We start from the raw sequence: 14,521 nt of genomic DNA, 5'->3' as shown, positions 1-14,521 counted from the left end.
CCACCTCGGCCAGCGGTGGTAGGCTGGTGCGGTTGTGTCGAGATGGAACTCGACACTCCCAGGGGGTGGGTCGTCGTTAGAGTTGGGCTTGCTGTCTGGGAAGGCCGAGTTCCACCTCGGCCAGCGGTGGTTGGCTGGTGCGATTGTGTCGAGATGGAACTCGACACTCCCAGGGGGTGGGTCGTCGTTAGAGTTGAGCTTGCTGTCTGGGAAGGCCGAGTTCCATCTCGGCCAGCGGTGGGTGGCTGCTGCGATTGTGTCGAGATGGAACTCGACACTCCCAGACCTGGCCCAGAACTTACAGCAGGCTGCGCAGCTCCCTTTCCAGCAAGGCTTCATCGCCCATATTCAACGCCACGAGGCGCTTCAGATGGCTGATGGAATCGAGGTCGATATGCTCGCACTCGAATCCAAGCAGCCCTTCTTCGGCATGGGCCAGGTGTACATCCATGCAGATCTGGCTGCCTTCGGCGAGCTGAATGACCGCGTTGAAGGGCGCCTTCAGGTTAGCGCTTGACCAGTCAGCGGGTTGCAATACCAATAGCCCGCGCAGCGACACATCAACCAATTGCACACTGATACTCCACTCATCCTGATGCAGGCGGGTCTGCGCATCAAAGGGAATGCGGGTAAAGCGGCGTCTGTCATCATTCATCGATCAGCCCCCCGGCATTGTGCCAATACGCTAACTATAGCTGCTTTTTGCACGGTCAAATGACCCCCTGTGCAAGCATCGCATCGGCTACCCGAACGAACCCAGCGATATTGGCGCCCGTCACGTAATCGATGTAATCATCTTCCTGACGGCCATATTGTTCGCAGGCCTCATGGATCGATTGCATGATCTCGCGCAGGCGTAAATCGACTTTATCAGCGCTCCAATGCAAGCGTGTGGCGTTCTGTGACATTTCCAGCCCGCTGACTGCCACGCCGCCGGCGTTGGCGGCTTTGCCGGGCGCAAAAAGAATACGTGCCTGCTGGAACTGCTCGATGGCTTCCAGCGTGCAGGGCATATTGGCGCCCTCGGCGACGCATAGGCAGCCATTGTCGAGCAATTGCTTTGCGGCGTTGGTATTGAGTTCGTTCTGGGTGGCGCAGGGCATAGCCATATCGCACTGTAGATGCCAGGGTGTGGTGTCGGCAAGAAAAGCCATCCCGGGTTCGTTAGCGAGTTCTCGCAAGCGCCCGCGCCGGTCATTTTTCAGTGCGTAAATCGTGTTCCATTGATCGAGACTGAAGCCGTCCGCACAGTGCAGGGTGCCACCGGAGTCAGACAAGGAGATCACTTTGGCGTCCAGCTCGATCAGTTTGCGCGCGGCAAATTGCGCAACGTTGCCTGAGCCCGATACCGCTACACGTTTGCCGGCTATGCTCAGTTGCCGCTGTTTGAGCATTTGCTCGGCGAAGTATACGCAGCCGTAACCGGTGGCTTCTGGACGGATCAGGCTGCCGCCATAGGACAGGCCCTTGCCGGTCAGTACCGAGGTGAACTCATTGCGCATGCGCCGGTATTGGCCATATAGATAGCCGATTTCGCGCGCGCCGACGCCGATATCGCCCGCAGGCACATCTACGCTGTCGCCTATGTGGCGTGCCAGTTCGGTCATAAACGACTGGCAAAAGCGCATGACTTCACCGTCGCTCTTGGCCTTGGGGTCGAAGTCCGAGCCGCCTTTGCCACCGCCCATTGACAACGTCGTCAGCGCATTTTTGAACACTTGCTCGAAGGCGAGGAACTTGAGCACCCCCAAATTGACCGTCGGGTGAAAGCGCAGGCCACCTTTGTAGGGCCCGATAGCGCTGTTCATTTGCACACGATAGCCACGGTTGACGTGCACCTGGCCGCGATCATCGACCCAAGGTACGCGAAACATGATGACGCGTTCCGGCTCCATCAGCCGTTCGATGATGCCGTTGTTGAGGTACTTGGGGTGCTTTTGCAGGAACGGCCAGAGGGTGCTCAGTACTTCTTCTGCGGCTTGATGAAACTCGGGCTGGTCGGGGTCACGCAAACGCAAATGGGCCAGGCAGGCCTGCAGGGTGTCGGTCATGGATGGACTCGTGCTTTAAAGGAGCGCAAACCCTATCAGAATTGACCGGGCGCGGCATAGCCCAACCGGGCTAGCGGTAACAGGTTGCTTTGCTGCTTGGGGTGCAGCCGCTGCGCAAAAAAACGGCGGACGGGGTTACCCGCCCGCCGTTTGTTCGGTTATGCCAAATTCAAGCGAGTTTCTTGTAACGCACCCGGTGTGGCTGGGCGGCAGCTTCGCCAAGGCGTTTCTTGCGGTCGGCTTCAAACTCGGTGTAGTTGCCTTCGAAGAAGTTGACCTTGCCGTCATCCTCGTAGGAGAGGATATGTGTGGCGATACGGTCAAGGAACCAGCGATCGTGCGAGATCACGATGGCGGAGCCGGGGAAATCCAGCAGTGCTTCTTCCAGCGCGCGCAGGGTTTCCACGTCCAGATCGTTTGAAGGTTCGTCGAGCAGCAGCACGTTGGCACCCTGTTTCAGTGTCAGGGCCATGTGCAGGCGCCCGCGCTCACCACCGGAGAGGTCCTTGACGAACTTCTGCTGGTCGGCGCCCTTGAAGTTGAAGCGGCCAACATAACCTCTGGACGGAACTTCATAGTTGCCAACCTTGATCATGTCGAAGCCATCAGAGACCTGTTCCCACACGGTCTTGTTGCCGTCCAACTGGTCGCGGCTCTGGTCGACACTGGCTATTTTGACTGTGTCGCCGATCACGATGTTGCCGCTATCGGGCTGCTCCTTGCCGGTAATCATGCGGAACAGCGTGGATTTACCCGCACCATTGCCGCCGATAACGCCAATGATCGCGCCCTTGGGCACAGCAAAGCTCAGATCATCGATCAATACGCGGTCGCCGTAGGCCTTGCAGACATTGTTAAGCTCGATGACCTTGTCGCCCAGACGTGGGCCGGCGGGGATGTAGATCTCATTGGTTTCACTGCGCTTTTGGAATTCCTGCGATTGCAGTTCTTCAAAGCGTTGCAAACGGGCTTTGGATTTGGACTGACGACCCTTGGCGCCCTGGCGTACCCATTCCAGTTCGGCCTTCATGGCCTTGGAGTGGGAGGACTCCTGTTTGGCTTCCTGGGCCAGACGCGCAGTCTTGGATTCCAGCCACTGGGAGTAGTTGCCTTCAAAGGGGATGCCGTGACCACGGTCGAGTTCGAGAATCCAGCCGGCAACGTTATCGAGAAAGTAGCGATCGTGGGTGATGGCGACCACGGTGCCGGGGAAATCATGCAGGAAATGCTCAAGCCAGGCGACGGAGTCGGCGTCCAGGTGGTTGGTTGGCTCGTCGAGCAACAGCATGTCCGGGGCTGAGAGCAGCAGGCGGCACAAGGCAACCCGGCGCTTCTCGCCACCGGACAGGTGTTCAATCTTGGCGTCCCAGGCTGGCAGCCGCAGTGCATCGGCGGCGACTTCCAGTTGGCGTTCGAGATTATGCCCGTCACCAGCCTGGAGGATAGCCTCCAGTTTGGCCTGTTCGGCGGCGAGAGCATCAAAGTCGGCATCGGGTTCGGCATAAGCGGCATAGACCTCGTCGAGTCGTGCCTGGGCCTGCTTGATCTCGCCTACGGCCTCTTCAACGATATCGCGCACGGTCTTGCTCGGATCGAGTTCCGGCTCCTGTGGCAGGTAGCCGATCTTGATGCCGGGCATGGGCCGCGCTTCGCCTTCGATCTCGGTATCTACGCCGGCCATAATGCGCAGCAGCGTGGATTTGCCCGACCCGTTCAGGCCCAGTACGCCGATTTTGGCGCCCGGGAAGAAGGACAGGGAGATATCCTTGAGGATCTTGTTTTTCGGCGGTACAACTTTACCGACGCGATGCATACTGTAAACAAATTGAGCCATGTGCAGAAACCTAATATGGGGAAGTGGAGCGCGCCTTGATCGTGGCGTTTCACGCTGGGTCTAGGATTGCCCGCAAGGCTAGCCCAACTGGGCGTGCAGGGCAAATCTGCCTTGGTATTTGTTCCGCTGCCCAGGTGATGGCATGCTTGGCAATTAAATCGCATTTTCGCAAGTGAGTCGCTTGAATAACAATAAGAACCTAGACACCGATCAATGCGTTGACAGCGCTGCTGCCCCAGAGGATTGGCGTCCGGCGGGGACTGGCTTTTTGCTGGTCGCCATCGCCGGGCTGCTATTGACCTGCCTGATGGTGTGGCAAGCCGCGCAGGATTACCGTTTGCTGCGCCTGCAACATCAAATCCAGGTTGAGGAGTCGGTCTGGCTGACGGCCAGCCAGATGGCGCTTAACCTTGAAGTAAAGTCCGCCGCTCTTGGGCAATTACTCGATAGCCTCTACAGCGAATCGCCAGCTTCAGCCTTGCTCGCTGTCGAGACCTTGCTGCCCGGGCTGCGCAACCTGACCCTGGTCGGCCCGAACACACCTTATTCTGGGCCGGCATCACCCACCTGGATGCCTTCGGTGCGGGGTCTGGCAGTCAGTGGGCAACCTTATGTACTGGATTCGGACCCGCGTAGCGGCTCGCTTTTGTGGATTGTTGATAGTCGCCGGGCTGAGCACGCCTGGGTTTTAGAGGTGGATGATCGAGATATTTCCGGCCTGGTGTCTGCGCAGCCCGCTCAAGGCTATACCTGGTTGCTCGAGGATGCCGGGCATGCCCGTGTGCTGGCTCGGCAGCAAGGCGAACGGTTGGTTTACCTGGATAACATGCCGATGACCAGCCAAGAGCGCGATCAAGTCGTGGTCAGCGCCCCCGTTATTGGTAGCCTGTGGCAGGTCCGTGGGTTAGTAGAGCCAGACTACTATATGCAGCGCCTCGGTCAGGTTGTTCGCTTCAAGGCGCTGCTGGTGATCGGCTTTATCCTGGTGTTGGTGTCGGTGGCATGGATTCTGACCCGGTTACGCCGCGCCAATCGTCACCTGTTGGCCCGCACCTACGAATCCTTTCGTACCATTGAAGATACCGAGCGCCGCTATCAGGACGTGTTTCAAGGTGTTGGTATTGCGTTGTGCCAGTTGAATCTGGCGAGCTTGCGTGATCGATTGCTACAGGAGGGCATTACCAGTCAGCCGTTGCTGGACACCTGGCTGGAGCAGCACCCGGATTCACACAGTGAACTGCTCGAATGCGTGAGCGTGGTAGACGCTAACCAGATCACGCTTGACCTATTGGCGCTCGACTCGCTGAATGGGCTTGAGCGGCTGTTGCATCGCTCGGATCGGATCCGCCCGGAGACGGCGCGTTATCGGCTGATACGCGCGGTGATTGAGCGTCAGCCCCGGCTGGAAATGGAAACGCCACTGCGCTCGTCCACTGGCGCTGCGCGCTATGTGTGGGTGATCATGCGTTTACCCGAACGGGTGGAAGATTACCATGCCGTGACAATGAGCATCTCTGATATCACTACCCGGCGGCGGGTTGAGTTGTCCATGGTCGAGCGTGAGCGTTTCTGGGCCGGGGTGGTCAAGGCGGTGCCCGACGTGGTGTTCATTAAGGACATGTTGCGCCAGAAGTTTGTTTACAGTAATCGCTCGCTGTCGCAGATGCTCGGCTATGCAGATGATGATCCTGAGGTACAGGCAGCGGACTATCGTGATCGGCTGCTGCACCCCGATGATGTCGAATCCATGTTGATCAATCGCAACTTGCAGCAGGTTCTGCAGGATGACAAGGTGCAGGAAAGCCGAGTGCGCTGGCGCCACCGCGATGGCAGCTGGCATTGGTTTAGCCTTCGGGTCAAGGTGCTGTCGCGCTTGCCGGACGGGCGCGTCAGGCAGCTGATAGGCGTGGTTCGCGATGTCACCGCGCAGAGTGAGTCGACCGAGCGGTTGAAGACCAGTGAGCAGCGCTACCGATTGCTGGCGGAAAACATCAGCGACGTGATCTGGTCGACAGATGCTGCTTTCAGCCTGAACTACATCAGCCCCTCGGTTAAACCATTGCTTGGTTACGAGCCTGAAGAGCTTATTCGGCGTGGCTTTGCCGACATAGTTGCCGGGGATGAGTACCATCGGTTTATGGGCCAGGTGCTCAAAGACCTGGCGCCGCTGGTGGGTGCGCCGCAAGAGGCGCGGCGTTTGCAGCAAGAGGGTTTCTATCGAGAAATCACCTTTGATTGCATTACCGCCGAGGGCCGCAAGTGCCCGATGGAGCTGCGCTTGTCGCTGATGTGGGGCCCACAAGGTGAGTTTTTGGGTCTGCTCGGAATCGCCCGCGACATCACCGAGCAACGGCGTACCGAAAATCGTCTGCGCATGGCGGCGACTGTGTTCGAGAATACCACTGGCGCTATCCTGGTCACTGACCCGGCGGGCTATGTGGTGCAGGTTAACGAGAACTTCTCGCAGATCACCGGCTACAGCGCTGCTGAGATCATCGACCAGACTCCGAGGCTGTTAGAGTCAAGCGTGCATGACGAGCGCTTTTACCCAGGCATCCTGCGTACGTTGCGTGAGCAGAGCCGTTGGGAAGGTGAAATATGGCTGCGGCGCAAGTGCGGCGAGCAATTTCCGGCCTGGGCCGGGATCACCGCCGTGCGTGATAATGAAGGCGATTTGGTCAGCTATGTGTGCTTCTTCGTTGACATCAGTGAGCGCAAGGCCAGCGAAGCGCGAATCGAGAGTCTGGCGTATTACGATGCACTCACCGGACTAGCCAATCGCACCTTGTTCCAGGACCGACTGCGTAGCGCATTGCAGCAGGCGGAGCGGCGCGATGAATGGGTCGCGGTGCTGTTCCTGGATCTGGATCGCTTCAAGCCGATCAACGATACGCTGGGCCACGCCGCAGGGGATGCGATGCTCAAGGAGGTGGCGCGGCGCCTGCGCGACTGCGTGCGCGAGAGCGATACCGTGGCACGCATGGGCGGGGATGAATTCACCATGTTGTTGCCGGGCCTGGCTGACCGGGAAGCGGCAATGGGTTCGGGTATTCATGTGGCGGAAAAAATACTGGCCGCCCTGGTGCCGGCCTTTTGCCTTCAGGAGCGGGAGTTTTTCATCAGCGCCAGTATTGGTTTGGCGCTCTATCCGCAAGACGGCGTTGAGGTCAGTTCGCTACTGAAGAACGCCGACACCGCGATGTATCATGCCAAGGCGGCAGGCAAGGACACCTTCCAGTTCTACCAGGCTGATATGAATGCCCGGGCGTTGGAGCGATTGAGCCTGGAAGGTGACCTGCGCCGCGCCCTGCAAGACGATGCACTGACACTGCATTACCAGCCGCAATTTGACTGTGCCAGCCGGCGCCTGACGGGTGCCGAAGCGCTGTTGCGTTGGCAACACCCGATCCAGGGCGCGATCTCTCCGGCGGTGTTTGTGCCGATGGCCGAGGAAATTGGTATGTTGGGTGTATTGGGCGAATGGGTCTTGGACCGTGCCTGTAGGCAGATGGCCGAGTGGCGCGATGCCGGTCATCATCTGCCGCGTCTGGCGATCAATTTGTCGGCCCGGCAGTTCACTGAGGGGCGACTGGCAGAGCAGGTGGGTACGATCATGGCACGTTATGCGATTGATCCGAGCACTATCGAGCTCGAGCTGACCGAAAGCGTGCTGTTGCAAGATGTGGAAGAGACCATGCAAACCCTCGCGGCCTTGAAGGCGTTGGGTGTGGAAATCGCCGTGGACGATTTCGGTACTGGCTATTCTTCTTTGAACTACCTGAAAGACTTCCCGATCGACACGCTGAAAATCGACCGCAGTTTTATTCAAGCTATGCACGCCGGCAATCGGGATACGCGCCTAGCCAAGGCTATCGTGGCATTGGGACGCAGCCTGCAACTGCGTGTTATCGCCGAAGGGGTAGAAACACTCGAACAGTTGGGATTACTGGTTGGCTTCGGTTGTGACGAGGTGCAAGGCTTCCTGCTGGGTCATCCGGTGCCTGCCGCCAAGCTGTTGTCAGACCATCTGCTGCCGCACTCTTAATCGGTGTGAAACGATTTTGTGCAACGCTTGAGTGCTTTTCATGTGCTAGACGCGGCCGCTTGCGTTAAAATCCCCGGCTTAATTTGAACGTCCTTGCAGGGGGCCGCGACATGTTTAGCCGTTCTAACGATATAGCTACCTTTGATGCCGAGCTGTGGGCTGCCATGCAGCAGGAGTCTGTGCGTCAGGAAGACCACATCGAACTTATCGCCTCAGAGAACTACACCAGTCCTGCGGTCATGCAGGCTCAGGGTTCGGTGCTGACCAACAAGTACGCTGAAGGTTACCCCGGCAAGCGTTATTACGGTGGTTGCGAGTTTGTCGATATTGCCGAGCAATTGGCTATTGATCGCGCCAAGGCGCTGTTTGGTGCTGATTACGCCAACGTCCAGCCACATGCGGGCTCGCAGGCTAACAGTGCCGTCTTTCAAGCGCTGCTGACCCCCGGCGATACTATCCTGGGCATGAGCCTGGCTCATGGGGGGCACCTGACCCATGGCGCCTCGGTGAACTTTTCTGGCAAGCATTACAATGCGGTGCAGTACGGTATTAATACCGACACCGGCCTGATCGACTATGACGAGGTCGAAGCCTTGGCGGTTGAGCACCAACCGAAGATGATCATTGCCGGTTTTTCTGCCTATTCGCAGGTATTGGACTTTGCTCGCTTCCGCGAGATTGCCGACAAGGTTGGCGCCTATCTGTTTGTTGATATGGCCCACGTTGCTGGTCTGGTCGCCGCGGGTGTTTACCCCAATCCGGTACCCTTTGCCGATGTGGTCACTACCACGACACACAAGACCCTGCGCGGCCCGCGCGGCGGTCTGATTCTGGCCCGAGCTAACGAGGCGCTGGAGAAAAAGCTTAATTCTGCGGTGTTCCCAGGAGGCCAGGGCGGTCCGCTGATGCACGTCATCGCTGCCAAGGCGATCTGCTTCAAGGAAGCCATGAGTCCTGAGTTCAAAACCTACCAGCAGCTGGTAGTGAAAAACGCCCAGGCGATGGCGGGTGTCTTTATTGGGCGGGGCTTTGACGTAGTTTCAGGTGGCACCCAGAATCATTTGTTTCTGTTGTCGCTGATCAAGCAGGACATTACCGGTAAGGATGCCGACGCGGCACTGGGGCGCGCGCATATCACGGTCAACAAGAATGCGGTCCCGAATGATCCGCGTTCGCCGTTTGTGACCTCCGGTCTGCGCATTGGTACGCCCGCAGTGACTACCCGCGGCTTCAATGAAGCTGACTGCCGTGATCTGGCCGGTTGGATCTGTGACGTACTGGATAATATGGGCGACGAGTCAGTGATTGAGCGTGTGCGCGGTCAGGTGCAGAGCATCTGTTCGCGGCTACCGGTCTACACTGACTGAGTCGAGCGGGCCCAACGAACCCCCGTTAGCGCATGCTAACGGGGGTTTTTTTATTCGTCTGATGCTGGTCATCCATTAAGGGCTATTTTTATGGCGTTTAAAATTTGACGGATTTTGTTACCATTGCGCACGGTTTTTGTGCGGTGTGTACGTCTGATATCAGTGAGGCAAGGGTTGCAAGGAATAAAACGACAGCACCAAGCGCGGGCGCGCTTATCGGCCCTCTGCTGCGCCACACTGATGCTCGGCATGTTGTCCTGGTCTGCTGCGGGCGCGGAATTGGAACAATCCGATGCCCCGCAGCTGGTAGAGGTCGGGATCATGGCCTTTCCGGATTACTCTTACCTGGATAAGCAGGGAGCGCCTGCAGGCGCGATGGTCGATCTCACCCGGTTGCTGCTTGATCGTGCCGGTTACCAGGCCAATCTGCGGATTTTGCCCAGCGCACGAATATGGCGAGGCCTGGAGGACGGCGATGTACATCTGTGGCCTGGCATCGTCAACAAACCGGGTCTGGATGATTTTACCCTGTTAACGGAACGGGATCTGGCCCAGGTGTGGATCAACCTGTATTACCTTCCGGGTCGTCCGCGACCGGTTTGGCCTGGGGATTTGCAGGGTAAGCGGCTGATCGTCATTACCAACTACACCTATATCAAATCGCTCCTCGATCGTTTGCAGGACCCGGCGCTGGGAATCAGTTTTGCGTCAAGTATTTCGCATGCTGGGGCGGTGGAGATGCTACTGCGAGGGCGGGCCGACTTTTTGCTCAACTACCGTGCGCAAGTGGATCCGATAGTGGCCAGTATGGGTCTTGAGCCGCTCCCTTATATCAAAATCGCCGAGCATCCCATGCGCTTCGTATTGTCACGCCAGTCGGGTTTTGCTGACCAGTTGAAAGTGGATCTTGATCGCGCCTTTGATGAGCTCGCGGCGGAAGGGGTAGAGCTGGACGTGGCAAAGCGCTTGCAACTGCAGCAGAAGGAGAAGGAGAGCAGGTAGGGGACGGTCGTTCCGGCCCCTACCAGCTTGCCTATCGGCGTAACTGAAGCGTGCTGAGGGTGCGGCTGCGAACCTGTTTCAATAGTTCTGCATCCTTGATCAGCGATTGGCCGTAGGACGGTACCAGATCCTTCATTCGTGCTTGCCACTCGGGCGTATTGATACGGTCCTGGAAGCAACGCTCAAGTACGTCAATCATCGCCTGCACCGCAGTCGAGGCTCCGGGCGAGGCACCCAGCAGCGCCGCCAGGGAGCCATCCTTGGCGGCAACGATCTCAGTGCCAAACTCCAGCTTGCCATGCCCCTTGGCATCTTTCTTGATGATTTGTACGCGCATGCCTGCGTCCTGCAGCTTCCAATTCTTTTCATCCGCTTCGGGGAAAAAGTTACGCAATGAAGCGACACGGTCCTTGTGCGACTGGAAAGATTCCGCAATGAGGTAGCGAGTCAGGTCCATATTGTCCCGGCCCACCGCCATCATTGGCGCAACGTTATAGGTTTTAACTGAAGAAAAAAGGTCAAATACCGAGCCCTTTTTCAAGAACTTGGTAGTGAAGCCAGCGAACGGACCGAACAGCAGCGCTGGCTCACCATTGATGATGCGCGTATCCAGGTGCGGCACCGACATCGGCGGCGCGCCCGTGGGGGCTTTGCCATACACCTTGGAGTTATGTTGGCTGACAATTTCCGGGTTTTTGCAGACCAACCACTGGCCGCTGACCGGAAAGCCGCCGTAACCCTCACTCTCATCAATCTGCGATTTTTGCAGCAAGGGCAACGAGCCGCCGCCGGCACCAAGGAAAACGAACTTGGCGTTGAGCATTTTTTCTTCGCCGGTCTTCTCATCCTGGACCGCAACGCGCCAATGACCGCGTTTGCTTTTCTTCAAGGAGTTGACCGAGTGGTTGAGCCACAGGTTGAAGTTCTCTTTGCTCTCCAGGTGTTTGATCATGCTGCGGGTCAGTGAGCCAAAATCCACGTCTGAACCAAAGTCCACTCGGGTAGCAGCTACTGTCTGATCGGCACTGCGTTGCTTCATGACCAACGGCATCCACTCGTTGATCTGTGCGGCAGAGTCGCTGAACTGCATGTCGGCAAACAGGTGGTGCGCACTGAGCATGGCATGCCGGCGCCGGAGGAAATCAGTGTCTTTGTCGCCCCAAACAAAGCTCTGGTGCGGTGTCGGGTTGATAAAGGACGGGGGTTCCGGGAGGATTTTTTGTTCCACCAGGTACGACCAGAACTGCAGGGTCACCTCGAATGAGGCATTGATGGCCAATGCTCGATCGATAGTGATGGTGCCGTCGGTGCCTTCAGGAGTGTAGTTCAGCTCACAGTAGCCAGCATGGCCTGTCCCCGCGTTATTCCAGCCGTCCGTGCTTTCGTGGGCAACGTGGTCCAGGCGTTCGACCAGGGTAATGGTCATAGCCGGGTCCAACTGTTTGAGCAACATTCCAAGGGTGGCGCTCATGACGCCCCCACCGACAAGCAATACGTCTATGTTCTTTGCTGTCATTAACATGTCGCCTTTTGCATGAAAATCGACGCCAATAATACCGGTTTATCAGCGCAAGTGACATATGCCAGGGCTAGTCAGAAGGTCTAACATTCGGGTTTTAGCATGCCTTGTAACACATCGGTAATGCATAGCTAACACGTCTGGATAGCGCTTTGGCACATGACCGGCGCCGGCCATATGGTTTAAGCTGGGTGAGTATTTTGCCGTGCCGGCATCTGAACAGGGGGCATCCATTGCAGCAGGTGATTGTGATAGGTGGGGGAGTAGTGGGCTGCCTCAGTGCTTTGAATTTGCTCGAGCAGGGCTTTGCCGTCTGCTTGATTGAACGGCGGCTGACCGGGCAGGAAGCGTCATGGGCGGGCGGCGGGATAGTGTCGCCGCTATATCCCTGGCGTTATAGCCAGCCTATCAGTGCGCTGGCTAACTGGTCCCAGGGGTTCTATCCGCCATGGGCCGACGCGCTCGCGCGGGCGACGGGCACTGATCCTGAGGTCAACCCCTGTGGCCTGCTTTGGCTTGATCACGCCGAGCAGGCCGAAGCCCTGCGCTGGGCGGCTGCGCAGCAAAAGCCGCTGCGGTCGGTCGATGCAGATTTTATCTATCAACAGGTACCGCATCTGGCCGAAGGATTCCAGCAAGCGCTATGGCAGCCAGACGTCGCCAATGTGCGCAATCCGCGCTTGATGGCGGCATTGCGAACACGTTTGCAACAGCATGAAGGTTTTCGGCTGCTGGAAAATACGCCAGTGACGCACCTGTGGCTGGAGCAGGGCAAGGTTCGCGGCGTCTGGGCTGGTACCACACAATATGCAGCCGATGCGGTGGTACTGGCAGCTGGCGCCTGGAGTGGGGCGTGGCTGGCCGAACTCGGCCTGGAGCTTGCGGTAGAGCCGGTCAAGGGGCAGATGATTCTCTACAAGACCGCGCCCGGCTGGTTGCCGAGCATGGTGCTGTTCGAGGGGCGCTATGCCATCCCCCGGCGCGACGGCCACGTGCTGTTCGGTAGTACCCTGGAGCATGCTGGCTTTGACAAGCGCACCACCCAGGAGGCGCTCGATGCATTGCGGGCGTCAGCAGCGGCGATGCTCCCCGCGCTGGCGGATGTGCAACCGGTGGCCCATTGGGCGGGCTTGCGCCCAGGTTCGCCAGACGGTATTCCCTACATCGGCCCTGTACCGGGCTACGCTGGGTTGTGGCTGAACACCGGTCACTATCGCAATGGCTTGGTGCTGGCGCCTGCATCCTGTCGGCTGTTGGCCGACCTCATGACGGATGCCGCGCCGATCATTGATCCACGGCCCTATGCTCCCGCTGGCCGTTTGATACCCGTTGGTTAATCTTCCATGCCGAGCTTTTTCAACCGATAGCGCAAGGAGCGGAAGGTCAGCCCGAGTCGTTTGGCGGCGGCGGTCTTGTTCCAGCGGGTTTCCTCCAGTGCCTGGTTGATGGCGGTGCGCTCGATGTTGTCTAGATAGTCTTCCAGTGAATCAATTTGGGTAAGCGCGGGCTGTCCATGCTGGGAACTGCTACAGGGAGCGATGTGAATGTCATGGGTATTGATCAACTGACCTTCGCACAAGGTAAAGGCGCGCTCAAGAATGTTCTCCAGCTCGCGCACATTGCCTGGGAAGCGATAGTTGCTCAGCCGCTCGAGGGTTTCCGGGCTGACCTCAGATGGCGGCATGTCGTTGCGCAGGGCAAGCCGGGCGAGGATGTGCCGGGTTAGCAGCGGTATATCTTCACGGCGTTCGCGTAGTGGCGGTACGCGCAGCTCGATGACATTGATACGATAAAACAGATCCTGGCGAAAACGCCCGGCCGCCACTTCAGCCGCTAAATCCTTGTGGGTTGCACACAGGAGCCGGATATCCACCGCCTCTTCCTGCTGCGTGCCCAGCGGGCGTACGGCTTTTTCCTGAATGGCGCGCAGCAGCTTCACTTGCATGGCCATCGGCAGATCGGCCACCTCATCGAGAAACAGGGTACCACCAGAGGCCGCCTGGAACAGGCCGAGCTTGTCTGCAATGGCGCCGGTAAAGCTACCGCGCCGGTGGCCGAAAAACTCACTTTCCATCAGTTCCGAGGGTATAGCTCCGCAGTTGACTGGCACAAACGGCTGTTCGGCCCGCGCTCCCAGGGCGTGAATCCGCCTGGCGACCAGTTCTTTGCCGCTGCCTGACTCACCGCTAATGTACAGCGGCGCTTGGCTACGTGCCAATTTGGCGATCTGTGAGCGCAGTTGAATGATCGGAGGTGAAACCCCCAGAATGGGGTCGGCCTGGTCTTCCGGGGTAGTAGATCGTTCACCTTGGTTCAAGCGCAGGGCGGTGTTAACCAGCTCGCGTAGCCGCTTCAGGTCCACGGGTTTGGTGAGGAAGTCGAAGGCACCGGCCTTGAGCGCATTAATCGCCGTATCCAGACTGCCGTAGGCGGTAATCATCGCCACCGGTGTTTGTGGATGATGCTGCTGGATATGTCGCACGATGGCCAGGCCATCGCCATCGGGCAGGCGCATATCGGTCAGGCACAGATCAAACGGCTGTCTGCCTAGCTTGTCAATCGCCTGGGTCATGGTGATGGCACTGCAGGTTTTTACCTGCATGCGTTGCAGAGTCATTTCGAGCAATTCGACAATGTCGGGCTCGTCGTCAATGATCAGTACCGTCGGGGTATTCATTGGGCGCTCTCAGGCTCCTTTTTTGG

General features: G+C 58.0%; 9 protein-coding genes. 4 read left to right on the top strand and 5 right to left on the bottom strand.

What is annotated here, in order from left to right:
- Window positions 1-298: 298 nt before the first annotated feature.
- The 3 genes from K787_RS0103680 to ettA form a co-directional block, all read right to left on the bottom strand.
- Entirely contained in the window at window positions 299-655 is a 357-nt protein-coding gene (locus tag K787_RS0103680; RefSeq protein ID WP_022961442.1) for a PilZ domain-containing protein, read from the bottom strand.
- 55 nt (window positions 656-710) lie between these two features.
- A complete protein-coding gene (gene gdhA, locus K787_RS0103675) occupies window positions 711-2,051 on the bottom strand; it encodes an NADP-specific glutamate dehydrogenase (protein ID WP_022961441.1) in 1,341 nt (446 codons plus the stop codon).
- Window positions 2,052-2,220: 169 nt separating this feature from the next.
- Complete coding sequence (ettA, locus tag K787_RS0103670) at window positions 2,221-3,885, bottom strand: energy-dependent translational throttle protein EttA (RefSeq protein WP_022961440.1); 1,665 nt, start codon at window positions 3,883-3,885, stop codon at window positions 2,221-2,223.
- A gap of 181 nt (window positions 3,886-4,066) precedes the next feature.
- On the opposite strand from ettA, the gene K787_RS22065 reads away from it, so the two are divergent.
- From K787_RS22065 to K787_RS22060, 3 genes are all read left to right on the top strand, one after another.
- Entirely contained in the window at window positions 4,067-7,930 is a 3,864-nt protein-coding gene (locus tag K787_RS22065; protein WP_022961439.1) for a sensor domain-containing protein, read from the top strand.
- A gap of 110 nt (window positions 7,931-8,040) precedes the next feature.
- Window positions 8,041-9,297 carry a serine hydroxymethyltransferase gene (gene glyA / locus K787_RS0103660; RefSeq protein WP_022961438.1) on the top strand — a complete coding sequence of 419 codons (1,257 nt, stop codon included), beginning with the start codon at window positions 8,041-8,043 and terminating at the stop codon, window positions 9,295-9,297.
- Between the two features lie 249 nt (window positions 9,298-9,546).
- The gene (locus K787_RS22060; protein WP_161785933.1) at window positions 9,547-10,299 is read left to right on the top strand and encodes a substrate-binding periplasmic protein; all 753 of its coding nucleotides are present in this window, start codon (window positions 9,547-9,549) and stop codon (window positions 10,297-10,299) included.
- A gap of 31 nt (window positions 10,300-10,330) precedes the next feature.
- Here the strand turns inward: K787_RS22060 and mqo are convergent, their stop codons facing one another.
- The gene (mqo, locus tag K787_RS0103650) at window positions 10,331-11,815 is read right to left on the bottom strand and encodes a malate dehydrogenase (quinone) (protein ID WP_022961436.1); all 1,485 of its coding nucleotides are present in this window, start codon (window positions 11,813-11,815) and stop codon (window positions 10,331-10,333) included.
- A gap of 236 nt (window positions 11,816-12,051) precedes the next feature.
- Here mqo and thiO point away from each other — a divergent pair, with 236 nt between their 5' ends.
- Window positions 12,052-13,155, top strand: a complete 1,104-nt coding sequence (gene thiO / locus K787_RS0103645) for a glycine oxidase ThiO (protein WP_022961435.1) — start codon at window positions 12,052-12,054, stop codon at window positions 13,153-13,155.
- On the opposite strand, the gene K787_RS0103640 is transcribed toward thiO, so the two are convergent.
- Entirely contained in the window at window positions 13,152-14,495 is a 1,344-nt protein-coding gene (locus tag K787_RS0103640) for a sigma-54-dependent transcriptional regulator (RefSeq protein ID WP_022961434.1), read from the bottom strand. The genes thiO and K787_RS0103640 overlap by 4 nt on opposite strands.
- Between the last annotated feature and the right edge of the window lie 26 nt (window positions 14,496-14,521).

It is taken from the genome of Halopseudomonas pelagia CL-AP6 (assembly GCF_000410875.1).
Classification (GTDB): Bacteria; Pseudomonadota; Gammaproteobacteria; order Pseudomonadales; family Pseudomonadaceae; genus Halopseudomonas; species Halopseudomonas pelagia.
The sequence above is the reverse complement of the archived record's forward strand: the minus strand, read 5'-3'. Positions and strand labels throughout refer to the sequence as shown.